Consider the following 23,079-nt stretch of genomic DNA (forward strand, 5'->3'; position numbering starts at 1 on the left):
CCCGGAAGCGAAAGGGCTCAGTGCTGTGGCGCTCGTGGGCCGGCCATGGGCTGGGCACAGGGGTCCGCAACCGGGATGATGAACGAGTCGGCTACGTCGATCGCCAAAGGGGAGTGGCAGTTGATGAGAGCGTGCGTTGTCGGGGCCGGCCCCGGGGGAATCGTCACTGCCAAGGTATTGCTGGAGAACGGCTTCGACGTCACGGTCTTCGACAAGTATCGGCAAGTGGGCGGGATTTGGTCATCAGGGGGTTGCTACGACGGGCTGGCCAACCAGTCCGCGCTCCGCATCTTCGAATTCGCGGACCTGCCCAACCGCCTGCATTTCGCCGGCGCCGTGGACACGCAACGCTACCTGGAGAACTATGCCGAGACCTTCGGTGTGCTGGACCGCGTCCGACCCGGCACCGAGGTGATCTCCATCCGGCCGGTGGACGGTCCTGGGCGGGTGGGCGCCTCCGGCTGGGTGATCGACTCTCGGCCCGCCGGGGACAAGGCGGCGGAGGTTCATCGTGAGACTTTCGACTACGTCGTTGTCGCCACCGGGGCTCATCACCATGCCCACCTGCCCGGGCTGCCAGGGCGTGAACTGTTCCGCGGGACCGTGCTGCACTCCAACGAGGTGCGGGCCGGGACATTCACCGACCGGCGCGTGGTCGTCGTAGGCGGCGGCAAGTCCGCGTTGGACCTGATCACCCGCGCCGCACGCGAGGCGGCCTCGGCCACCCTCGTGCAGCGCAAGGTGAACTGGATGGTCCCCGAGCGGTTGCTGCTCGGTCTGGTCGGCTACAAGTGGATCCTGTTCACCCGGCTCGGTGAGGCGCTCCTGCCCCGCTATCACGATCCGGCCTGCATCCGTCCGATCGACCGTATCGACGAGCGGGTCAAGCGAGCCCTGTGGTGGCTCATCACCCGCGACATGCTGTTGTCCACCGGGCTGTACCGGCTGCCAAGGGAGCTTCGGCCCGCGCACGCGCTCCCCTTCCACCTGGCCCACGCGGGCGTGATGCCACGTGGCTACGTGCAGGCCGTCCGCCGCGGCCTGATCACCCCCAAGGTCAGTGCTGTCGAGGCGTACACCGACAAGGGGCTGCGACTGGCGACCGGCGAGGAAGTGGCCGCGGACGTCATTGTGTTCGCCACGGGGCACCACAAGGTCTTCCCGTTCCTGGATTCGAGAGTGCCGGTGCACGATTCCGCCGGCCGACTGCGGCTCTACCGAGGCATCGTGTCCCCCGACGCCGACCGACTGGGGTTCGTCGGTTTCCGGCAGGTCTTCAACAACATCATGGGCATGGAACTCACCGCCCACTGGCTGACCTGCCATTTCCGGGCGACGCTGCGCACCACCCCGAACGAGCAGGAGATGCGGGAAGCCATCGACGCCCGCCTGGCCTGGCAGGAACAGGTCCTGCCAGGCTCCGGCGGTTACGACTTCGGCCCCTACGACATCCACTGCGCGGACGAACTCCTGCACGACATGGGGTTGCCGTCCCGCCGCGCCGGCAACCTACTGGCCGAATACCTGCTTCCCGGTGGACTCGCCCACCGCTACGCGGGCCTGACTCGAATGAGCCCGGCGAAATGAGTGCGGGGCGTGAGTGGCCCTGATGGCGTGATCGGCGGCTGCATCTGACGTGATTCCGATGTCGTCCCGAAGTGGGAGCGAAAGCGGTTCGGCCGCCGTGATCAATCCCCACACGCAACGGCTGCAGGGACTTTGGCCAAGGCTCGGGCCAGCATGGAGCCGCGTAGTGTGTGCTGCGAGCGTATGGCCTGCGAAATGGCATCGGGACACCTGCAGCAGCGGCTCTCCGCGACCGTAGTCGCCCTTTGGATCGCGACGGTGTCGCGACCCCTCCGGTGACCGTGCGGACGGAGCGTCTGCGGCCGGCTTGGTCTCAGCCGTTGTCGGGCACCATCGAGACCACGACCTTGCCGGCCTTGGTACGGCCCTGCTCGACGTGCGCCATCGCTTCGAGCGTCTGGTCGAAGGGGAAGGTGCTGTCGATGACCGGGCGGAGCTTCCCGCTGTCGTAGAGGGCGCCGAGCTTGCGCAGCTGGGAGCCGTTGGCCTGCATGAAGAAGAACTGGTAGCGCACGCTCAGCGCCTTGGCCTGCTTGCGGATCTTGCGGCTGAGGGTGTTCATGACCAGGCCCAGGAAGAAGGGGGCACCGAGCTGCTTGGCGAAACCGGCGTCGGGCGGGCCGACGACACTGATGGCCAGGCCGCCGGGCTTCAGCACGGTCAGCGACTTCTCGAGGTTCGCCCCGCCCAGGGAGTCCAGCACCAGGTCGTAGCCGGAGAGCACCTTGGAGAAGTCTTCCTTGGTGTAGTCGACGACGACGTCGGCGCCAAGGCTCCTGACCAACTCCTCGGACCTGGTGTTCGCGGTCGTCGCCACCGTGGCGCCGAGGTGCTTGGCGAGCTGGATGACCGTCGACCCGAGGCCGCCGGCTCCGGCGTGGACGAGCACCTTCTGCCCCGGCTTCACGTGCGCGCGCTCGACGAGGATCTGCCAGGCGGTCAGGGCCACCAGCGGCACCGCGGCTGCCTCCGCCAGGGAGAGTGAGGCCGGCTTGGGGGCGACATCGTCCGCGTCGATCGCGATGAACTCCGCGAAGCCTCCGACCCGCAGGTCGCGCGGGCGGGCGTAGACCTCGTCGCCGACCTTGAAGCCGTGTACGGCGGAGCCGACCTGTGTCACGACGCCCGCCACGTCGTGGCCGAGCACGAACGGGCGCTTGTACTTCAGGATCTGCTTGAACTCCCCGTTGCGGACCATCTTGTCCAGCGGGTTGATGCTGGCGGCGCTCACTCTGACCAGGACGTCACGGTCTCCGACGGTGGGCTCGGGTACATCTGCGGCGCGTGCGCCGTCCTTGCCGTACTTCTCGACGACGAACGCCTTCATGTCGGCCGCCTTTCTGTGTGGGCGTCTCGGTGGTCGGTGTGATTCTTCGGGCAGGTCCCCCTGCCCGCCCGTTTCTCGTGTGCGGCCGGGTTGATGTGCTGGCCATGACGCTAGTACCTGAGTATAGAAAAGTAAACTCAGTGGAGTTAGAGTCACCCCATGGACGCAACAACCGAAGCTCTGCAGGACGCCGGCATGGACCCCCGTCTCGACCGGGACACGTCGAACTGCTCGATCGCCCGGACCCTAGAGGTCGTGGGCGAGAAGTGGACGATCCTGATCCTGCGCGAGATCTGGTACGGCTCGTCCCGCTTCAACGAGTTCGAACGCGTCCTCGGCTGTCCCCGCAACCTCCTTTCGGCGCGACTCCGAATGCTCGTGGAGGAAGGGATCCTTGCCACCGAGACCTACAAGGAGCCGGGCTCGCGAAGGCGGCCGAAGTACGTGATCACCCCCAAGGGCATGGATCTGGTCCCGGCCGTGATGGGGCTCCTGCAGTGGGGCGACCGCTACCGCGCCGACCCACAGGGCCCGGCCATGCTGTCCCGGCACCGTGGATGCGGCGCGCACGTCGACGCCCAGATCCGCTGCGACCGGGGCCACGCCGTACAGCCGGAAGACATCGAGAGCACCCCCGGCCCCGCTTTTCGTCTGAGGCCCGCCGAGTGAACTGAGGACGGTGGTGCCAGGAACTCGTGATGGGCTCAGCCTGCCGGGGTGCGCTCGCTCCGTCTGGCCCGGGCCTGGTGGAGGCGGTCCTTCGTGCGGTTTGCCGCAGCGGGACATCGAGCACCAGCGGCGGTTGTGGACGGGGGAGCGGTCCACGAAGCGCAGTTCAGGAACAGGCACTTACCCGGCCGCCGAGCGCTTCACAGTCCGCCTCGGGGAAGATCGGTACAGCCGTTGACTCCGAGATGATCAGGTCCGGTCGATGCGAGCGCGCTGACTCGGTTCTCATACTCGCGGCGGGCCCCCGCCACCCCCTGGTCGAGCGCGGCCCGCTCGTCGGGCTACAGGTCGGCGACGCGGAAACTCCACCGGGACGAGCCGCCCCGGAGTCCTAGCTCGACAGGACCGGGGGACTGGCCAGATCTCCGACGGGATCGTCGGCCAGCGCAATTGCCGCAACCACCCGCTTGCCCGCCGGCTCGCGGTGGACCTCGAAGCTCTGGCAGACGGCGGTGACGATCTCCAGCGCGAGCAGTCCCACCCGTTGCGGGTCCGCTGCCAGGATCACGGGCAGCCTCGGTTCGGTGTCCCACATGCTGATCTCGGCGATGTCCCCGCTGAGCTCGAGCGTCAGCAGGAACGGGCCGGGCGCATGCTTCCGGGCGTTGGTCACCAGCTCGCTGACCACCAGCTGCACCATGTCCATCGCCCGGCCGAGCACCCGCAGGCCCTGCTCGTCCCGCAGATCCGTCAGGAAGCACCGGGCCAGTAGGCGGGCCTCAGTGATCTCCTCGCAGGCTTCGAACGCTGCCGAGACCTTGCTGGTCTACCGGACAGTGCCCAGTCTTCCCCCTCCACAGCCTGCTTCATAAGCCGCCTCGCACTCAGCGCACCGGTCCAAGGCCACCCGAATACCCCCACAACCCCATCGCAGACCTGGTCCAAACCGGCGATCCCGCGGTTACTCATCGTCGTCGCTTACTCACGCTCCCCGGAACGGGGTGCCTTCCCGACCGCTCCCGCTGCCCTGCGAAACGGACCGGCAGTCGTTCGGCGGGCGCATCTGGCGGACCCCTCGTAGGTTGGAGATGAAAGCGGTCGCGCTCGTAAAGATCGGCAGGGCACGCGCGTGGCGACAGCGGAGATCGATTTCGAGGAGCTGTTCGACGCCGCGCCGAATCCGTACCTCGTGTTGGACGTCGACCTGGTGATCCGCCATGCCAACCGGTCCTACCTCCAGGTCACCGGCAGGGCCCGCGAGGAGCTGGTCGGGCAGTACGTTTTGGAGGCCTTTCCGGACACGCCCGCCGCGCCGGACGTGGCGCGTGACTTCGCTGCTTCGCTACAGCGCGTTCTGGCATCCAGGGAGCCCGATTCGGTGGCTCCGCAGCGCTTCGACATCCCCGTCGCCGACCGCCCGGGTGAATTCGAGGAGCGGTGGTGGTCAGGGATGTCCAGCCCTGTCCTGGGGCCGGACGGCTCGGTGAAATGGATCATTGCGCGGGCGGAGGACGTCACTGAGTTCATGCGCTCTCCGGGCGTGGGTGAGTTCATCCAGCCGCTGGGCACGCAGGCGGCAGGGATCGCGGCCCAGATGTACGCCCGGTCACGTGATCTCGAACGGCTGAATGAGCAGCTGCGCCAGGCGCATACCCGCGAACGCGAAGTCGTCCTCACGCTGCAGGAGGTCATGCTCCGCTCGCCCGACCTGGACAGACACCGTGACATCGCCGTCCGCTACCTGCCCGCACTTGGATCACTCAACATGTGCGGCGACTGGTACGACGTGGTCGATCTGCCGCCCGACCGCTACTCCATCGCCATCGGAGACGTCGTTGGCCACGGCCTGCAGGCTGCCGCTGTCATGGGCATGCTGCGCAGCGCTCTGAGCGCCGCCATCCGGGCCGTTCCCAGCCCCGCGCAAGCCCTGGAGGTGCTGGGCCTGTATGCCCGGGCGGTCGACGGCGCACTGGCCACCACCGTCGCAAAAGTGCTCATCGACCCGCGTAGCCGACTGATCATCTACAGCAACGCCGGCCACCCACCCCCGGTACTGCTCCATGCAGACGGCAGTTGCGAGCTACTGGACCAGGCAACCGATCCACCGCTGGGTGCTCGACCAGATCATGTTCCCCGCCCTCAGGCCGGACTGCCCTACACCCGAGGGGACACCCTCGTGCTCTACACCGACGGGCTTATCGAACGCCGTGACGAAGACATCGATACGGGCCTGGCCCGGTTGGCCGACGCCCTGGCCGAACACAGCACCCTGCCAGTGGAAGAACTCGCCGACGCACTGCTGTTCCACCTGGGCGTCAATGGCGGCAGCCGGGACGACATCGCCCTCGTCGTCGTTCGCCTGTGACCGTTTCCTGCCAGAGCCTGCTGCGGCAGCAGGAAGGCCGCAACACGCAGCCATCCGCCTGTGTGATCGACGCGCAGAGCGTCAAGACCTCCACCTCCGTCCCGCCGGGACGCAGGGCATCGACGCGGCCAAGAAGATCGTGGGACGCAAGCGCAGCATCATCACCGACACCCTCGGCCTGCTGCTGGCGGTCCTGGTCACGGCGGCCGGCGTCCAGGACTCCACCGCCGGCCGCACACTCCTTGCGCAGACCTCGGCTGACCACTCCAGCCCGCGCAAGGTCGGGGTCGACGGCGGCTACCGCAAGCACTTCGTCGAGCACGCCGCCTCCCTTGGCATCGACATGGAAATCACCACCCGCACCCCCGGGACCAGGCGATTCACCCCGATCCCGAAACGCTGGGCGGTGGAACGGACCTACGGCTGGCTGATGCTCCACCGCCGCCTGGCCCGCGACTACGAAAACATCCCTGCCCGCTCCGAAGCCATGATCCACCTGGCCATGACCGACCTGATGGCCCGGCGCCTCACCGGCGAAGCCACCGTCTCCTGGCGCGACCCGACATCATCGGACCAAACTGCGCATCACGGGATGAAACACAGGGAGAAAACGACCTCTTACAACGGCTGACACAATGAGGTGGATCGGCACTGATCGCCGTGTCCGGTGCGGGAGTTGACCGTTCGGTCCGGTGTGGGGAAGTCGCCGTGGATCGTGTCGGATGAGCTGTGGGATCGTCTTGAACCGCTGTTGCCGAAGCGTGAGCGGCGCTTCCGGCATCCCGGACGCAAGCCGCTGCCCGACCGGGAAGTGCTGTGCGGGATCCTCTACGTCCTGCACACCGGGATCCAGTGGGAGTACCTGCCACAGGATCTCGGCTTCGGCTCAGGCGTGACCTGCCGGCGACGCTTACGGGACTGGAACGAGGCCGGCGTCTGGCAGCGACTGCACGAGGTCCTGCTCGCCGAACTGAATGCGGAGGCGAAGCTGGACTGGTCCCGCTGCGTGGTCGACTCTTCCCACGTCAGGGCCCTGAAAGGGGGAGCCACACGGGCCCGTCGCCGGTCGACCGGGGCCGAGCCGGCTCGAAACACCACCTCATCACCGACGGGCACGGCACCCCGCTCGCAGTCCTGCTGACCAGTGGCAACCGCAACGACGTCACCCAGCTCCTGCCGCTGCTCGACGCCATCCCGCCGGTCCGCGGTCGCGTCGGCCGGCCCCGCCGCAGGCCAGACTCCCTGTTCGCCGACCGCGGCTACGACCACGACATCTACCGGGACCAGGTCCGCCAACGCGGCATCGTGCCCGCGATCGCCCGGCGCGGAACACGACACGGCACCGGACTGGGCACCTACCGCTGGATGATCGAGCGCAGTTTTGCGTGGCTACACGGCTTCCGGCGACTGTGGATCCGCTGGGAACGGCGAGCCGACATCCACGAAGCCTTCCTCAGGCTCGCCTGCTGCCTGATCACTCAACGGCAGCTCCACTCATTGTGTTGCGTTGTTAGCCGATGAGGGCCTGGGTGATCTGCCGGGTGGTCTGCGCCGCGACCCGGGGGTTGACGGCGGCGTAGGTGGTGAAGGCGTTCAGACCGGTGGCCAGAGCCCAGCCACGCCCCCGCATCCAGGTGGCATCGTCCACGCCGAGGGCATCGCGGAAGGCGGCTCGGCTGTCGGCCGTCATCAGGGTGAAGGCGATCATCAGGTCGCAGGCCGGGTCACCGGTGCCGAGCCCGCCGAAGTCGATGACGGCGCTGAGGTGGCCATCGACGGTCAGCAGGTTGCCGGTGTGGAAGTCGCCGTGAAACCACACCGGAGGGCGGTCCCACCCGGGGGCGCTCAGCGCCGCGTCCCACAGTCCGGTCATCGCTGCGGCGTCGAACATGCCATCGACCTTGGCGATGGCGAGCCGCGTCGCGTGGTCCCGGTCGGACAACGGCCGGCCGGTGAGGTCTTCCCGGATGTTCTCGGCTGGGGTGTCCTCAGGCGCGAACCGCTGCAGGGCGGTCAAGAACTGGGCCAGTTCAATGGCGGCCCTGGAGGAGTCGGCCAGCGCCTCGGCGGTCGCCACCTCTCCGTCCAGCCAGCGGGACACCGCCCAGGGCCATGGATAACCGAAGTCCGGGTCACCCACCCCTACCGGGACCGGGATGGCGAGGGGCAGGTGCGGGGCGAGTCGAGGCAGCCACTGGAATTCCTTCCCGGCTTGCCCGATGGCTCCGGCATGGCGGGGCAGCCGGACGGACAGCTCCTCGCCCAGCCGGTAGATCACATGGTCGGAGCCAGCCGGGTTGAGCGGCTTCAAGGGCAGTCCCGCCCACTGCGGGAACTGAGTATCGACCAGACGCCTGACCAGTGCCCCATCGATCTGGGGGCGGGTGTCCGCAACTCTCACGGTTACCAAGAGCAGCTCCTGTGGCCAGCCCGGTCCCTGCGACGGGCAGTCGGAGCCATCCCAGTGGTTCGCGGCTCCGCCTGTCGACCGAATTTCGCAACACACGGAAGCGCAGCGGAACATGACCGCCACCCAGCATCACAGTCGCTGGGTGGCGACCCGCCTCATTGTGTTAGCTGCTTTAAGGCTTCCGCAAATATCTTGAGCAAGCGCAAGGAACAGGACATCACGGTCCGCCGGTGACGATCCCCGCCCGCCGCGCAGGGACACGGCGCACTCCTTAACGCCAACGTCCTCACACATCAAACGAAATGATTGGCACGTCAGCATGTTCAGCAGAATCGGGATCCCGGAACTCCTCCTTCTCCTCCTAGCAGTAATGCTCCTGTTCGGCGCCAAGCGCCTTCCCGATATGGCCCGTTCGTTTGGCCAGTCACTGCGCATCATCAGGAGCGAGGCGAAGGCCATGATGCGCGCCGAATCACATGTCGCCGGGGCGGAGCCGACCCACTCGGTTCAGCGATCGGACCTCACGCCGCTTTTACGCACCGCTCCGTCAGAGCCTGACTGGCGGACAGCACCAGCGGCTCCAGCCTGGTATCGCTTCCATTCCCACAGCGCAGCACAGCACGGCACAGCCCGAAGTGACCAGTCCCGTCAGACAATGCCCAAGATCTGAAACGGAACTCGACTCACGAGGCAGCCCAAGACCTCAAGACGGGACAGCTCGAGTGGGAGGCACCCCCTTGCTGGTACCGGCGCGCTCTGTCACTTCCTGTGAGACATAGGGCGAGACCATCGAGCGCACCGTGAGCTGGCTGGGCGCCTTCCGCCGCCTGCAGCGGCGCTATGAACACAAGTCCGAACACTTTCTCGCCTTTGCCGGCATCGCCGCAGCCCTTATCTGCTACCGGCGACTCGCGGGGTGGCGACCGAGATCAGCGCCGCTCCGGCAGGATGCCGGTCCGTCGACGAAGCAGGGCTCAGCCGCTTGGCCCGGCGGGTCAGAAGGATGCCAGCCAGGCCGCCATGTCATTGGGGTGGCCGAAGCGGAGGGTGTCGAGAGGGGCGAAGCGGGGATCGCGGACACGGCGCTCGACTTCGCGGCGGCGCGCCCCGTGTTGGGACCAGGCCCACCAGGCCGGGTGTTCCCGGTTCAACCAGTCCGTCCAGGTTTCCCTGTTGCCGCCGAAGAGGACCTCGCGTGTGACGGTGCGCCGGATGGACCGGCGCAGTACGCGGGGCATGATGACGCGTTTGGAATAGTCCAGCCAAATCACGGTGTCGGCCCGGTCCCACAGCAGGTCGCGGACTTCCGGATAGCCGAGAGAGTCGATGATCCAGCGAGGCTCGGCGGTGAGCCTTGATACGTCTTCGACCAACCTATTGTTGACGGCCCAGTTGGGGCCGTTGAAGTACAGCGCGTCCATCTCGTGGTAGGTCACGCCCAGACGGCTGCTCAAGGTTCGGGCGAGCGTGGATTTACCCGCACCGGTGACACCCACCACCAAGATCCGTTCCACGGGTGCACCCTATCCCGGCGCCCTGGGAGGAACCCTCCTGCGCTCCTCACCTGCCACCATCGACTCACCAAATGCAACGACGTCTCAAAGGGGAGTCAAGACCGGACGAAGTCCCGTCGACCGGGGCAGGACGGGCAGCAAGCATCACCTGATCATCGACATCCACCGGCATTCCGCTCGCCGCCACCCTCACTGGCGGCAACCGCAACGGCGTCACGCAGCTCATCACCCTGCTGCAGGCGGTACCGCCCGTGCACGGCAAGCGCGGCGGCCCCGGCGCCTCCCGGATGTGGTGCTGGGCGACCGCGGCTACGACCACGACAAGTTCCGATGCCCTTCCTCGACACCGCACCGCCCTTGCCCGCCTACGAGAACACCCCCGCGGCCCAGACCCGTCAGGCGTTCCTCGGCAGGCACTTTCCGGTGCCCAACAGCGCGGAGAAGATCGCGGACGCGATGAGCGGAGGTCGCCGAAAACCGGCTCGCTGCGGGTGCTGCGGCGCACAGGAAGGGGCGCCTAGTACTCCAGTGCGGTTTCGTGATCTACCCAGCGCCTTCGTCGGCGGATCGTCGTCGGTAGTGGCTGCGTCGGGCTGTTGCCTGGTGGCGTCTGCGCCAGTTGGACCAGTGCAGAAGTCCACCCGTAGGCACGGCCGACGGGTGCAAGGCGGTACCGAAGAGGCGGCGGATCTCCGGGACGGTCAACGCGATGGGGCCGTTGCTGCGGACGGGATGGTGCGGATCGGTGGGCCGCTGCGGTGCCGCGTCGGCGGCGAGAGCGGCCAGGAAGGCCAGGGCGAGCATGGCGAGCGTGATGTGCCGGTGCCATGAGGTCCAGTGCCTGACCTGGTAGTGGTCGAGGCCCACCTGGCCCTTGGCGGCCTGGAAGCATTCCTCCACGCTCCAGCGGATGCCTGCGACGCGGACCAGGTCGGACAGGGGTACTGCGGTGGGTGACCAGCACAGGTAGGAGGCGAGTTCGCCGGTGGACCGGTTGCGTCGGATGAGCAGCTGGCGGTGGCTGCCGGTGCCGAGATGGATCCAGGCCCAGTCGTAGTACCGCGGCCCCTTTGCACCGTTGCCGGCACTGTGCCGCTGCCAGGCAGTGGCAGGCATGCGGCCGGCGACGATGTCCGCGCGGCCGGCAGTGCGGCCGTGGTTGATCTTCACCCGCATCGAGCAGGCGACGGCCATCACGTAGCCGATGCCGCGTGCCTCAAGGGCGGCGCGGAGCTGGGGGTCCTGCCCGTAGGCTTCGTCGCCGGTCACCCAGGATGCGGTGATCCCGGCCTCCAGCGCGGCGGCGATCATCTCCCCGGCCAGTTGGGGCTTGGTGGCGAACTGGATGTCCTTGGGGATCCCGGCCCTGTGACGGCGTTCAGGATCAGAGCACCAAGAGTGCTCGGGCAGGTAGAGCCGGCGGTCGATCAAGGCCCGACCTCGGCTGGTGGCCAGCGCGAGGAACACGCCGACCTGGGAGTTTTCGATGCGGCCTGCGGTGCCGGTGTACTGCCGTTGCACGCCCGCCGAGGCCCGGCCCTTCTTCACGAAGCCCGTCTCGTCGACGAGTGGATCGTGTTCCCCCGCCGCTACCTCTCCATCGAGAGCATGGACAGCCTCTATCCGGACAGCACCGCCTGCCTGCCCGGCACCGCCGAATGATCAGCACCGTGGGAGTACTCGATCTGCTGCTCACGGGCCTGTACCCGACCATCACGTGGATGGCGTTCGTGATCGCAGGCATGGCGCTGGCCCGCCTCGACCTGTCCGCCCCCGCCGTCCAGCTGCGCCTTGCCGCGCTCGGCGCCGCCCTCACCGCAGGCGCCTACGGCCTGGCCATGCTGCTGTCGGGCACGAGCGCGGTGTTCAGCTTCGGGGGAGGCGGAGGACCGTCCAGCGGCTCCGGGGCGGGGTCCATGGGCAGCGGCTCCGGGGCGGGCTCCATGGGCAGCGGCTCCGGCGGGCCCGTGCAGTCGGCCTCGGACCTGCTGGGTGCCGTGTCGCACACCGGCACCACCTTCGACACCATCGGCTGTCTGGGGGTCGCGATTCTCGTGATCGTGGGCGCGACGGTGGCGATGGACCGCCTGCCGCGACTGCGCCGCCTGGTGAAGCCGGTCATCGCCGTGGGCACGATGTCCCTGACGGCCTACGTCGGCCACTTCCTCGCGCAGTCCGCGTGGCCCGCTTCCGGCGCCGGCACCACGAAGTCCTGGGTGCCCGTGCTCATGTACATCCTGGGGGCGATCGTGTTCGCCGCGATCTGGTCCCGCTTCTTCCGCCGCGGCCCCCTGGAGTATCTGCTCAACGCCGCCACCAAGCCCGCCAAGTACATCCGGTGAGGTTCGGTCGGGATGGCTCGGCTTCCCCCATCCCGGCCTGGGGGCATGGCCTGGGCGGGTCAGGACACGGCGGCCGCCGGTGTGGCTGAGAGCACTCATGGAGGAAGACCGACACTGCCCGGCGCATCCACGACGACCTCCTCGTCACACGCGACGAGCCGTACGTCACGGTGTCGGTCCGCGCCTGTCACTGACCGGCACACCCGCGACATCCGCCGGTACCGGGCGATGCTGTGTGCGTTCGCAGTTTGTTTATCGAGTCTTACGTGCTCGTTCGAATATATCCAAGCCTCTTGGCGATGAAGTACCCAAGACCGAAGGTGCCGCCGAATACGCTCACAGCGGCCATTGCCGTCGCCTTGAGGCTCGCACTGCTGAGAGCGAGCACCAGCTCACACATCAGTGTCACGCATGTCGACGTGAAAAAGATGACCCCGATGGCAAACCTGCGGATTTCGACGTCTTCCGATTTCCCTTGAGGAGTTTCACTTGCCGGAGGCGTCTGACCGGTTCCATTTACAGGTGGCGTCCGGTTTTTCACTCTATTTACTCTCTGGTTGCGGGTGGCGCGATGCTCGCCACCTTCGTTCCGACGCCCCCCGAACCGCATGCTGAGCGTCGATGCGGATACGGCTCGGGCTTCTCCTGAGTGGCAGGCCACGGGCCCATGTCGGTGATCTCGGCGTCCGTAATGGCGTACCGCGTGCGCGCGGGACCGCTGCCGACCTCGATCCCGTCGACTTCGACGAGGCAGTTCTTCAGCAGCCCGGACATCGTCGAGCAGGCCTGGCCGTAGTGCAGTGGCCGGTCGTGACCGACCTTTCGGTCAAAGGCCCGGTCGAGGTTGTAACCGTGGCTGGGGCCCGGACTCCAGGAGCCCTGGGAGTGTGTGACTGATGGACATGCGCAGCACTATACACACGGCGTATAAACTGCGCGTATACGCCGAGTGTTGAGCTCGCACGAGAGCTCGGCGCCGGCAGCCAGAGGTGCTGGCGGAGGGCCGGGGGGTAAGGGCACACCCGACCCCCGCCCGAAGGGGTGGGCCCCTCGTGTTGGAACCGTGACAAAAGGCCCCCCACCTGCACAGGTGTACTCCACGCCATGATCTTGGCACTGTGCGTATACATGTCGCGTATACATGATGTGTAGAGTGCCGTGCATGTCCATCGGTAACACTCTTCTGGGGCTCCTGGAGTCCGGTCCGCGGCACGGATACGACCTGAAGCGGGCCTTCGACGAGAAGTTCGGTCACGACCGGCCGCTGCACTACGGCCAGGTATACGCGACGATGTCCCGGCTGCTGAAGAACGGCCTCGTCGAAATCGACGGCGTCGAGGCGGGCGGTGGGCCTGAGCGCAAGCGGTACGCGATAACGGACGCCGGGATCACCGACGTCGAGCGCTGGCTCGCGACGCCGGAGAAGCCCGAGCCGTACCTGCAGTCGTTGCTGTACAGCAAGGTCGTCCTCGCGCTGCTGACGCACCGGGACGCGTCCGGCATCCTCGACACGCAGCGCTCCGAGCACCTGCGCATGATGCGGATCCTGACCGACCGCAAGCGCAAGGGCGACCTGGCCGACCAGCTGATCTGCGACCACGCCCTGTTCCACCTCGAAGCGGATCTGCGCTGGCTGGAGCTGACCGCGGCACGTCTGGACAAGCTTGCCGAGGCGGTGACCGCATGACCCGTGTTCCTCCTCCCGGTTCTCTGCTCGCCGCCCAGGACCTGCGCAAGGCGTACGGGCCGACCACCGCGCTGGACGGGGCCGAGTTCTCCATCCACCCCGGTGAGGTCGTCGCCGTGATGGGCCCCTCCGGGTCCGGCAAGTCGACGCTGCTGCACTGCCTCGCCGGGATCGTGACGCCCGACTCCGGGTCCATCACCTACGACGGGCGTGAGCTGGCCACCATGAACGACGCCCGGCGCAGTGCGCTGCGCCGCTCCGAGTTCGGCTTCGTCTTCCAGTTCGGTCAGCTGGTGCCCGAGCTGACCTGTGTGGAGAACGTGGCGCTGCCGCTGCGGCTGAACGGCACCTCCCGCAAGGAGGCCGAGCAGACCGCTCTCCGGTGGATGGAGCGTCTGGAGGTCGACGACCTCCGCAAGAAGCGGCCCGGCGAGGTCTCCGGCGGTCAGGGCCAGCGCGTCGCCGTCGCCCGCGCGCTGGTCACCAACCCGCGCGTGCTGTTCGCCGACGAGCCGACCGGCGCGCTCGACTCCCTCAACGGCGAGCGCGTGATGGAGCTGCTGACGGACGCCGCGCGCTCCACCAACGCCGCCGTCGTCCTCGTCACGCACGAGGCCCGGGTCGCCGCCTACTCCGACCGCGAGGTCGTCGTACGCGACGGCAGGTCCCGGGACATGGAGAGCGCCATATGAGTGCACGGCAGTGGTCCAGGGATCTGGCCATGGGGGCACGGTTCGCCTTCACCGGCGGGCGGGAGGGGTGGGTGCGGATGCTCCTCACCGCCGTCGGCGTGGGGCTCGGCGTGGCAGTGCTGCTGCTCGCCACCGCGATCCCGAACGCGCTGGCCGTCCGGCAGGACCGCGAGACGGCGCGCACCGACCTGACTTACCAGTACCACGAGTCGCCGTTGAAGAAGGCGGACGACACGGTGGTGGTCGGCGAGGCCGGGACGGCCTTCCGGGACAAGGAGGTGCGCGGACGGGAGTTGCAGCCCGAGGGCCCCAGAGCGCCCCTGCCGCCAGGGGTGTCGAAGTTTCCCGGGGTGGGCGAGATGGTGGTCTCTCCCGCTTTGAAGCGGCTGCTGCAGTCTGGCGAAGGGAGACTGCTGCGCGAGCGGCTGCCGGAGCGGATCGTCGGCACCATCGGCGAACCCGGACTGATCGGGGCCCAGGAACTCGCCTTCTACCGCGGCGCCGACCACCTCGTGGTCAAGGAGGGCAGCGGCCTGGTCGAACGCATCGACCGATTCGGCGCAGGGTACAAGCCCTCGGAGCCGAAGGACCCCGTCCTCGTCCTGCTCGCGCTCGTCGTGCCCCTGGTGCTGCTGTTGCCGGTCGGCGTGTTCATCGCCGCGGCCGTGCGGTTCGGCGGCGAACGCCGTGACCGGCGACTGGCGGCCCTGCGGCTGGTGGGTTCGGACAGCGGGATGACCCGGAGGATCGCCGCCGGCGAGGCCCTCGCCGGCTCCGTGGCGGGCTTGGCCTTCGGCACGGTCTTCTTCCTGATCGTCCGGGAGTTCTCCGGGTCCGTCGACCTGTTCGACGTGAGCGTGTTCCCCGGCTATCTGATCCCCTCCCCCCTGCTCGCCCTGCTCGTCGCGGTCGCGGTTCCGGCGGCCGCCGTGCTGGTCACGCTGTTCGCGCTGCGAGGCGTGGTGATCGAGCCGCTCGGTGTGGTGCGCACCGCGAAGCCCCCACGGCGCCGGCTGTGGTGGCGGCTGCTGCTGCCCGTGGGCGGGCTCGGGCTGCTCTACCCGATGATCGGCAAGGACCGGTACGGCAGAGACTTCAACCAGTACCAGGTCACCGGTGGTGTCCTGCTGCTGCTCGTCGGGGTGACCGCGCTGCTGCCGTGGGTCGTGGATACGGTCGTCGCGCGGCTCGGCTCCGGCGGGGTCGCCTGGCAACTGGCCATCCGTCGACTTCAGCTGAGCACCGGAGCGGCCGCCCGCATGGTCAACGGCATCGCGGTCGCGGTGGCGGGCGCCATCGCCCTGCAGATGCTGTTCTCCGGGGTGCAGGGCCAGTACACCAAGCACACCGCCGACGACCCCACCCGGGCCCAGATGCTCGCGGACCTGACGGAGGGGGTTCCGCTCGCCCGGGCGGCGGCCGAATTCAAGGCGACCAGGGGTGTCGCGAAGGTCTACGCCTACGACGAGGGCCGTGTCCGGCGCACCGAAGCCGGCAATTCCGTCTCGGTCACCGTCGCCGACTGCGCGTCCCTGCGCGAGGTGGCTTCCCTCCCCTCCTGCAAGGACGGTGACGCCTTCGCCGTCCGGGGTGGCGCCGACGGGGTCAATGAGCTGGGGGCGGCCGCCCTTTCCAAGGCCGGCACAAAGCTGTGGCTCCACGCGAGCATCGACTCCCCTGCTGCCCCCAGGCCGACGTCCTGGACCGTGCCGACGGGCGTGAAGCAGGCACGGGCCATCGCGGACCCGACCGGGTACAAGCGTGGCGGCCTGCTGCTGACGCCGGGCGCCCTGCCCTCGGGCGGCGCACAGGGGCTGAACGGGGAGATCTACCTCGTGCTCGACCAGGGGCTGGCGGCCGCGCCGGATTACGCGCGGAACACGGCCCGCCGTCTCGGCATGCCCACCGACCCTGTGATGTTGGTGTCCAGCAAGCGCGACGACACCTACGCCTCCATCCGCACCTTCCTGTTCGTCGGCGCCGCCTGCGTACTGGCGCTGATCGGCGCGAGTCTGCTGGTCGCGCAGCTGGAGCAGCTGCGCGAACGCCGCAAACTGCTGTCGTCGCTCATCGCCTTCGGCACCCGGCGCCGCACCCTGTGCCTGTCCGTGCTGTGGCAGACCGCGATCCCGATCGGCCTCGGCCTGGCGCTGGCCACAGCACTCGGGATGACACTGGGCACGGCACTGCTGAAGATGACGGACAAACCGGTAAGCGTGGACTGGGCGAGCGTACTGTCGATGACCGGCACCGCCACCGCCGTCGTCCTGTTGGTGACCGTGCTCAGCCTGCCGCCACTGGTACGGCTGATGCGCCCGGACGGCCTGCGCACCGAGTAGCCATACGCCCCGAAGGCCCCCTCCACCAGAACTGCCGGCCAGTGTGCTGGATCGTTCGGACGGAGGGGGCCTCGGGTTGCTCGTCGTACATGTAGCTGTGCCGGGCCGCACATCCTGGGTGTCGCATGCGGGCCAGGGGTGTTCAACCGGTCCTCCAGCTCGCTGACGGGTTTGCCGTCGACGGCTCCTGCAGCCAGGCAGGGCGCCGGCGAGGGATGTTTGGGCTGGATGTTTGGGCTGCGTCGGCGTTCTGGAGGTACGCCACGGTGCGGGCGACCCGCTGGCGTCCCCAAGTGGAGCGTACGGAGCCCGAGCGGGTCTGGTGAGCTTGAGCAAGCCGACGGTCCGACACGAGGTCCTGGTCGGTGAGTCCACGCTGAGGCGAATCTGACGGGCAAGGCGACCGCGATCGCCCGACGCATCCGATAACACGCATCGCTGCCGCAGCCGGTGCTCACCCACGCCGTGCTGCCAGCCGCGCTCGCTCGCCTGCAGCCCGGCGCCGACTCCGACGCCGACCGTCCGGCGTTCGTGAGCCGACTCGCTGCCGCCTACCCGGAGGCCACCGGCCTCGCCGCGTTCTTCACCCGACACACCGGGCGGGCGTCACGGCGCCGGCCGCCAGGAACGGCTCGTTGAGCACCGAAGACTGCCTGCACTGAAGCCCTGGTGTCGGCCCCCGCCGGGGCCGGGGGGCGTGCCGTCCGGGGGGTGCGGGAGGTGGTGACGGCTGGCCGAGGGGCGGATTCGGCTCGCGAAGTGGCGCAGGGGCAGATGGTGTGCCGGCGCGGGCTGCCACGGTCCGGTACGGGTCGCTCGTCTGCCCGCGGTGCGCGGGCGGGGGAGGAGGGCGGTGTCGGGTGGTGTGAGCTTGGAGGGCTTCTCGAAACCGAGGGTGGTTTCGAGAAGCCCTCTCAGCCCTGGGCGGTTGTGTCAGCCGAGGCGCCACTGCTGGTTGCTGCCCCCGTTGCAGTCCCACAGTCCGACCAGTGCGCCGCCGGCGGTGGAGGCACCGGTCACATCCAGGCACAGGCCTGACTGGACGCTGGTGACGGTGCCGTTGGAGTTGAGGTTCCATTGCTGGTTGGTGCCGCCGTTGCAGTCCCATATCGCGACTTTGGCGCCGGCCGTGGTGCCGGTCGCGTCGAGGCACTTCGCACCGCCGTAGACGGTGAGCTGCTTGGTCGACGTGCTGGTCCAGGTCTGGTTGGTGCCGCCGTTGCAGTCCCAGATCTGCGTCTGGGTGCCGTTGGTCTGCGAAGAGCCGGGCACGTCCAGGCACTTGCCGGACCCGGTGGCGTGGACCGGACCTGTGGTGGTCCCGCCAGTACCGTCGGAGCCATCGAGTCCGAAGAAGGCGATGGCCCGGGCCGCCATACCGCTGGCGGGCAGGACATGCTTGGCGCCCTGGATGCTGATCGCCTCGACCGGTGCCTGCGTGGTGGCGGAGCCGTAGCGGGTGCGGGTCCAGCCGGACTGCGGGGAGTCGGTGAAGACCGGAGTCTGGCTCACTCCGAGCACATTGGTCCACTGCTTGATCTCTTCACCGAAGTTCACGTAGTTCAGTGCTTCGTCCTCGGTACCGTGCCACAGCTGCATCCGCGGCCGGGCGCCGGTGTACCCCGGGTAGGCGCCCCGGACGAGGTCGCCCCACGCCTGCGGGGTCTTGGTGATCCGGCCGGTGGCGCAGTCACTGTTCCAGCCGGAGCCGTCAGTGGTGGCGAAGCAGCCGAACGGCACGCCCATGAACGCCGTACCGGCCTTGAACAGGTCGGGGTAGTCGCCGAGCAGGACATTGGTCGTCATCGCGCCGGACGAGGCGCCGGTGACGTAGACCCGGCCGGCGTCGGCGTTCATGTTCTGCACGGTGTATCGGACCATCGAGGCGATGCTCGTGGGGTCACTGCCCCCGTCATGCTTGAGCGCCTGGGGCGAGGAGACGTCGAAGCACTGCCCGCTGACGTTCGCGTCCGGATAGACGACGATGAACCCGTACTGGTCGGCCAGGCGGGCGAACTCCGTGTTGGTGTAGAAGGTGGGCGCCGTGCCGGTGCAGTAGTGCACTGCCACCAGCACTGCCGGGCGTGCCGGAGCGTTGTCGGGCCTGTAGACGTACATCCGCAGGTTTCCGGGGTTGCTGCCGAAGTTGGTCACCTCGGTCAGTGCCGCGGCCGACGCGGTGGTGGCCGAGGTGCCGGTCAGTACGAGCGCCGCGATCAGCGGCGAGATCGCCATCAGCAGGGCTACCAGTACATCTCTGACGCTTCTCTTTTTGGACTTCCGGGACATGAGGATGTCCTTTCTGGAATCCGGCGCGGCCGGGGGAATGACCGAATGGTGAAGCGCTTCGACACTCCCATTGGCCTCGATGTGGTGTCAACGGTGACGGAAACAAGGTTGATTTGCCTATACGTCTCTTGCTTCACCAGAGAATGCTCATTAGCTTGAGGTCATTAGTTGAAGCGCTTCGACACTCGGCGAGAGGCACTGGCCATGTGATCCGACGGTGTCGCACAGCAGCAGGAACTCGACACGGGCACCGGCCATGAGGGCGAGCCGGGCCTCACAGAGCCCCCCAAGCCACATAAGCGCAAGCCAACGACCACGTGGCCGCCCAAGCGACCGTCACTTCCGAAGCTGAGAGCGCGAGTTCGATCCTCGTCACGCGCCCGGTCGGTGACTGGGGCAGCCCAGGAAGTCCGGCTCGGGGTCCTTCCGGGTCATGGCCGTCGACGCCAAGGGGAACAGCGGCACCCAGCTGCTGACCAACTCCTGCCGCACCACGAGGCGCTTGAAAAAAAGTTCCCGGCTCGCGGCAACCCTGTGCGGGGCCTGTGGCGACAAGGGAGCGGATCCGGCCAGTTCCGATGGCCGGGCTCCGGATTTCCTCCGGTGAACAGCATGCAAGGAGAACCTCACCCCCATGGACAACCCCACGAACGGCGGGCGCCGCGGGCGTCATCGCCGTCGCTGGACCGCCACCGGTCTGCTGGTCGGCGTGCCCGCCATCGTCGTGCCGTATTTCCTGTTCGCGCAGGAGGACTCGCAGGCCGCGACGGTCGACGGCGATGCCTACTACCGGCTGGTTTCCGTGCGCAGCGGCAAGGTGCTGGACGTCAACGGCTTCTCCACCGCCGACGGCACCCGTATCCAGCAGTGGACCGACCAGAACACCACCAACCAGCAGTGGAAGCTGAAGCCCGCCGGGGGCGGCTATTACGAGCTCGTGAACCGCAACAGCGGCAAAGTGCTGGGCATAGCGGGCAGTTCGACCGCTCAGGGGGCCGCCGCCGAGCAGCAGACCGACAGCTCCTCCACCTCCCAGGAGTGGAAGATCAGCGAGGTGAGCGGTGCCGACGCCGTCACCCTCACCTCCCGCAGGAGCGGCCAGGTTCTGGACGTCTCCGGAGGCTCCGCGGCCGACGGCGCGGCAGTCGTCCAGTATCCGGGCCGGGGCAGCACCAACCAGCAGTGGAAGCTGGTGAAGACGGCCGAGACCCCGGCGTCCGGGACCGGCACCGCGCAGACCACGGCCGCGGCCGGACCGTATGTGTGGAAGAACGCCCAGGTGGTGGGCGGCGGTTACGTCACCGGGCTGGTGTTCAACCAGCGGGAGAAGGGTCTGCTGTACGCGCGCACCGACATGGGCGGCGCCTACCGCTGGGACACCGGGGCCGAGCAGTGGATCCCGCTGACCGACTGGATCGGCGAGAAGGACTGGAACCTGCTGGGCATCGACTCCATCGCCACCGACCCCGTCGACCCCAAGCGGCTCTACCTCATGGCGGGCACCTACACCAACGACTGGGGCGGCAACGGCGCGATCCTGCGCTCCACGGACCGGGGCCGCACCTTCAAGCGCACGAATCTGCCGTTCAAGGTGGGCGGCAACGAGGACGGCCGCGGGGCGGGCGAGCGGCTCGTGATCGACCCGGCCAACCACAGCAACCTGCTGCTGGGCAGCCGCAAGAACGGCCTGTGGCGCAGCACCGACTACGGCGTGACGTGGAAGCAGGTCTCCTCCTTCCCCGTCAAGGACGGGGCGGGCAGCGGCGCGGGCATCTCCTTCGTGACGTACGGCCCGGCCGGCAGCAGGACGATCTACGTCGGCGTCGGCGACAGGTCCACCTCCCTGTACCGCTCCACCGACGGCGGCAACACCTGGCAGGCCGTCTCAGGGCAGCCCACCGGCCAGCTGCCGCAGCACGGCGTGCTCTCCGGTGACGGATCGCTGTACCTGACGTACACCAACAACCTCGGACCCAACGGCGTGACGGGGGGTTCGGTGTGGAAGTACACGCCGGCCGGCGGGGCGTGGAAGAACGTCTCCCCGTCCCAGGGCAACTACGGGTTCTCCGGTCTGGCCGTCGACCCGCGCAAGCCGTCCACGGTGATGGTCACCACCCTCGGCCGCTGGTGGCCCGAGGACGAGGTCTACCGCAGCACCGACGGCGGCGCGAACTGGAAGGCACTGGCCGACAAGTCGGTGCGCAGCGCCTCCGCCGCTCCTTACGTCGGCACCCACACCGGGCACTGGATGACCGCCCTGGCCATCGATCCCTTCAACTCCGGGCACGTGCTGTACGGCACCGGCAACGGCATCATGCGCAGCAAGGACGCCAACGCCTCCGACAGCAGCGGCACCAGCCACTGGAGCAGCGGGGCCCGCGGGCTGGAGGAGACCGCGCTCATGGACGCGATCGCCCCGCCCGGCGGCGCCACCGTCATCACCTCCATGGGCGACCAGGGCGGTTTCCGGCACGACTCCCTGACCAAGGTGCCATCCGGGCGACTGAAGAACCCGATGATGAACAACAGCACCGACATCGACTTCGCCCAGTCCAAGCCCTCGATGATGGTCCGCGTCGGCACTGGCGGCGCACAGGACGGTGCCTACTCCACCGACGGCGGCAGCACCTGGAACGGCTTCAAGGCAGAGCCCGTGGGCAGCGCCCACAGCGGCCACATCGCGCTCGCCGCGGACGGCTCCAGCATCGTCTGGACCCAGTCCGGACAGGCTCCGTACCGCTCGACCGACAACGGCGCGAGCTGGTCGAGGGTCGGCGGCCTGGGCAACGACGCCGTGGTCGTCGCCGACCGCTCCTCGGCCAGGACCTTCTACTCCCTGTCCGGCGGCACGCTCTACGCCAGCACCGACGGCGGCGCGACCTTCACCGCCCGGGCCGGCAACCTGCCCTCCGGCCGGCTCACGGCCGTCCCCGGCGTCGCCGGTGACCTGTGGATCGCCGGTTCCAAGGGGCTGCTGCACTCCACCGACGGCGGCCGCACCTTCACCACGCTCAGCACGGTGCAGTCCGCCTCCGCCCTCGGCTTCGGCAAGGCCAAGCCGGGCACCGGCTACCAGGCCCTGTACCTGATCGGCACCGTCAAGAACGTCACCGGCGTCTTCCGCTCCACCGACAAGGGCGCCACCTGGCTCCGCGTCAACGACAAGGCCCACCAGTGGGGCGCCATCGGCGGCGTCGGCGTCATCACCGGCGACCCCGACACCTACGGTCGCGTCTACGTCGGCACCAACGGACGCGGCCTCCAGTACGGCGACCCGTCCTGACCCCAACGCCCGAACGGGGCTGCAGGCCGTTGCGCCTGCAGCCCCGCCACAGTTGAGGGACATCGTCCGAGACGCAGGCTGCGTCACCTCACCGGGAGGACGTGCACCACGGAGCGCTCCCACTCACCACCGCGTGCACGAGGGCATGCACGCGAGCCGGGTTGTCTCCTGTGGCCGAGCATCGCTGTTCCTCCTGGTGACGGTGCAATGCTGCGTGGAGGATGACACTCGTATCAGGCAGTCGGCGCGAAAGCGTCGCCTGAGCACCGCATTGCTCTTCCCGAAGGCCCGTCTCCGTCCCACCAGTACCGGTGGGCGAAAGGCATTGACCACCAACGACCTGGTGGCCTTCCCGATCGAATGAGAGACCGACGCGACCGTCCTGCCCATCGAACCCACCGCATGGCCGACAGGTGACTGCGGCGATGGGCTCGAAGTCCCGGTCCCGGTGGCGGAGGGCAGTCCCCGCAGCTTGGCCTGCTGTCGTGGGACTGCCCTCAATCGATCGGGCGTCTCCCTGCGCGGTGGCAGGGGCGGCGGGTTACGGCAGCGTGGTCCACTTCTGGTTGCTCTGG

The 23,079-nt window shown here is 68.2% G+C and carries 14 protein-coding genes and 7 pseudogenes; 13 read left to right on the forward strand and 8 right to left on the reverse strand.

Annotated features, from left to right (window positions below; translation table 11 throughout):
* Nucleotides 1-123: 123 nt before the first annotated feature.
* On the forward strand, nt 124-1,587 hold the full coding sequence (locus tag POF73_RS17870; RefSeq protein ID WP_272116370.1) for a flavin-containing monooxygenase: 1,464 nt from the start codon (nt 124-126) through the stop codon (nt 1,585-1,587).
* Between the two features lie 313 nt (nt 1,588-1,900).
* Here the strand turns inward: POF73_RS17870 and POF73_RS17875 are convergent, their stop codons facing one another.
* Nucleotides 1,901-2,914 carry an NADP-dependent oxidoreductase gene (locus POF73_RS17875; RefSeq protein WP_272116377.1) on the reverse strand — a complete coding sequence of 338 codons (1,014 nt, stop codon included), beginning with the start codon at nt 2,912-2,914 and terminating at the stop codon, nt 1,901-1,903.
* A 195-nt stretch (nt 2,915-3,109) separates the two neighbouring features.
* Here POF73_RS17875 and POF73_RS17880 point away from each other — a divergent pair, with 195 nt between their 5' ends.
* A complete protein-coding gene (locus POF73_RS17880; protein WP_272116401.1) occupies nt 3,110-3,583 on the forward strand; it encodes a winged helix-turn-helix transcriptional regulator in 474 nt (157 codons plus the stop codon).
* A gap of 129 nt (nt 3,584-3,712) precedes the next feature.
* On the opposite strand, the pseudogene POF73_RS46030 reads toward POF73_RS17880, so the two are convergent.
* Nucleotides 3,713-3,763 (reverse strand): annotated as a pseudogene (locus POF73_RS46030) (hypothetical protein); the annotation flags it as partial.
* A 211-nt stretch (nt 3,764-3,974) separates the two neighbouring features.
* Entirely contained in the window at nt 3,975-4,289 is a 315-nt protein-coding gene (locus POF73_RS17885; protein WP_334313609.1) for an ATP-binding protein, read from the reverse strand.
* 423 nt (nt 4,290-4,712) lie between these two features.
* Between POF73_RS17885 and POF73_RS17890 the strand changes: the two genes are divergently transcribed.
* The 3 genes and pseudogenes from POF73_RS17890 to POF73_RS17900 all read left to right on the forward strand — a co-directional run bounded on the left by POF73_RS17890 (nt 4,713) and on the right by POF73_RS17900 (nt 7,469).
* Nucleotides 4,713-5,948, forward strand: coding sequence for a PP2C family protein-serine/threonine phosphatase (locus POF73_RS17890; RefSeq protein WP_272116380.1), 1,236 nt, complete (start codon nt 4,713-4,715; stop codon nt 5,946-5,948).
* A 17-nt stretch (nt 5,949-5,965) separates the two neighbouring features.
* A pseudogene (locus POF73_RS17895) lies at nt 5,966-6,579 on the forward strand (transposase); the annotation flags it as partial.
* Nucleotides 6,580-6,642: 63 nt separating this feature from the next.
* Nucleotides 6,643-7,469 (forward strand): IS5 family transposase gene (locus POF73_RS17900; protein ID WP_272116405.1). Its coding sequence is split into 2 segments (ribosomal slippage): nt 6,643-6,966 and nt 6,969-7,469, totalling 825 coding nucleotides; the frame shifts between segments, so codons are not numbered across the junction.
* Here POF73_RS17900 and POF73_RS17905 read toward each other — a convergent pair.
* Entirely contained in the window at nt 7,459-8,358 is a 900-nt protein-coding gene (locus POF73_RS17905; RefSeq protein WP_272116382.1) for an aminoglycoside phosphotransferase family protein, read from the reverse strand. The genes POF73_RS17900 and POF73_RS17905 overlap by 11 nt on opposite strands.
* Nucleotides 8,359-8,728: 370 nt before the next feature.
* On the opposite strand from POF73_RS17905, the gene POF73_RS46245 reads away from it, so the two are divergent.
* On the forward strand, nt 8,729-9,028 hold the full coding sequence (locus POF73_RS46245) for a twin-arginine translocase TatA/TatE family subunit (protein ID WP_443049536.1): 300 nt from the start codon (nt 8,729-8,731) through the stop codon (nt 9,026-9,028).
* Nucleotides 9,029-9,353: 325 nt separating this feature from the next.
* Here the strand turns inward: POF73_RS46245 and POF73_RS17920 are convergent, their stop codons facing one another.
* Complete coding sequence (locus POF73_RS17920) at nt 9,354-9,872, reverse strand: adenylate kinase (RefSeq protein WP_272116384.1); 519 nt, start codon at nt 9,870-9,872, stop codon at nt 9,354-9,356.
* 88 nt (nt 9,873-9,960) lie between these two features.
* Between POF73_RS17920 and POF73_RS17925 the strand changes: the two are divergent.
* A pseudogene (locus POF73_RS17925) lies at nt 9,961-10,203 on the forward strand (transposase); the annotation flags it as partial.
* Nucleotides 10,204-10,415: 212 nt separating this feature from the next.
* Here the strand turns inward: POF73_RS17925 and POF73_RS17930 are convergent.
* Nucleotides 10,416-11,441, reverse strand: a pseudogene (locus tag POF73_RS17930) (IS701 family transposase); the annotation flags it as partial.
* Nucleotides 11,442-11,527: 86 nt separating this feature from the next.
* Between POF73_RS17930 and POF73_RS17935 the strand changes: the two are divergent.
* Together POF73_RS17935 and POF73_RS17940 are read left to right on the forward strand one after the other, a co-directional pair.
* Nucleotides 11,528-12,214, forward strand: a pseudogene (locus tag POF73_RS17935) (DUF418 domain-containing protein); the annotation flags it as partial.
* Nucleotides 12,215-12,309: 95 nt separating this feature from the next.
* Nucleotides 12,310-12,393 (forward strand): annotated as a pseudogene (locus POF73_RS17940) (GNAT family N-acetyltransferase); the annotation flags it as partial.
* A gap of 448 nt (nt 12,394-12,841) precedes the next feature.
* On the opposite strand, the pseudogene POF73_RS17945 reads toward POF73_RS17940, so the two are convergent.
* Nucleotides 12,842-13,118: pseudogene (locus POF73_RS17945) on the reverse strand (PadR family transcriptional regulator); the annotation flags it as partial.
* Nucleotides 13,119-13,376: 258 nt separating this feature from the next.
* On the opposite strand from POF73_RS17945, the gene POF73_RS17950 reads away from it, so the two are divergent.
* From POF73_RS17950 to POF73_RS17960, 3 genes are read left to right on the forward strand one after another with little or no spacing between them, the layout of a single operon-like run.
* Nucleotides 13,377-13,901, forward strand: a complete 525-nt coding sequence (locus POF73_RS17950) for a PadR family transcriptional regulator (protein WP_272116388.1) — start codon at nt 13,377-13,379, stop codon at nt 13,899-13,901.
* Nucleotides 13,898-14,593 carry an ABC transporter ATP-binding protein gene (locus POF73_RS17955; RefSeq protein ID WP_272116390.1) on the forward strand — a complete coding sequence of 232 codons (696 nt, stop codon included), beginning with the start codon at nt 13,898-13,900 and terminating at the stop codon, nt 14,591-14,593. Before POF73_RS17950 ends, POF73_RS17955 begins: the two co-directional genes overlap by 4 nt.
* Nucleotides 14,590-16,932, forward strand: coding sequence for an ABC transporter permease (locus POF73_RS17960; protein WP_272116392.1), 2,343 nt, complete (start codon nt 14,590-14,592; stop codon nt 16,930-16,932). Before POF73_RS17955 ends, POF73_RS17960 begins: the two co-directional genes overlap by 4 nt.
* A 933-nt stretch (nt 16,933-17,865) precedes the next feature.
* Here the strand turns inward: POF73_RS17960 and POF73_RS17965 are convergent.
* Nucleotides 17,866-19,221 (reverse strand): extracellular catalytic domain type 1 short-chain-length polyhydroxyalkanoate depolymerase, encoded by a 1,356-nt coding sequence (locus POF73_RS17965; RefSeq protein WP_272116394.1) that lies wholly within the window; start codon nt 19,219-19,221, stop codon nt 17,866-17,868.
* A 634-nt stretch (nt 19,222-19,855) separates the two neighbouring features.
* On the opposite strand from POF73_RS17965, the gene POF73_RS17970 reads away from it, so the two are divergent.
* Nucleotides 19,856-22,504 (forward strand): RICIN domain-containing protein, encoded by a 2,649-nt coding sequence (locus POF73_RS17970; RefSeq protein ID WP_272116396.1) that lies wholly within the window; start codon nt 19,856-19,858, stop codon nt 22,502-22,504.
* Nucleotides 22,505-23,079: the final 575 nt, after the last annotated feature.

This window comes from Streptomyces sp. HD (assembly GCF_028369295.1).
In the GTDB taxonomy this organism is placed as follows: Bacteria; Actinomycetota; Actinomycetes; order Streptomycetales; family Streptomycetaceae; genus Streptomyces.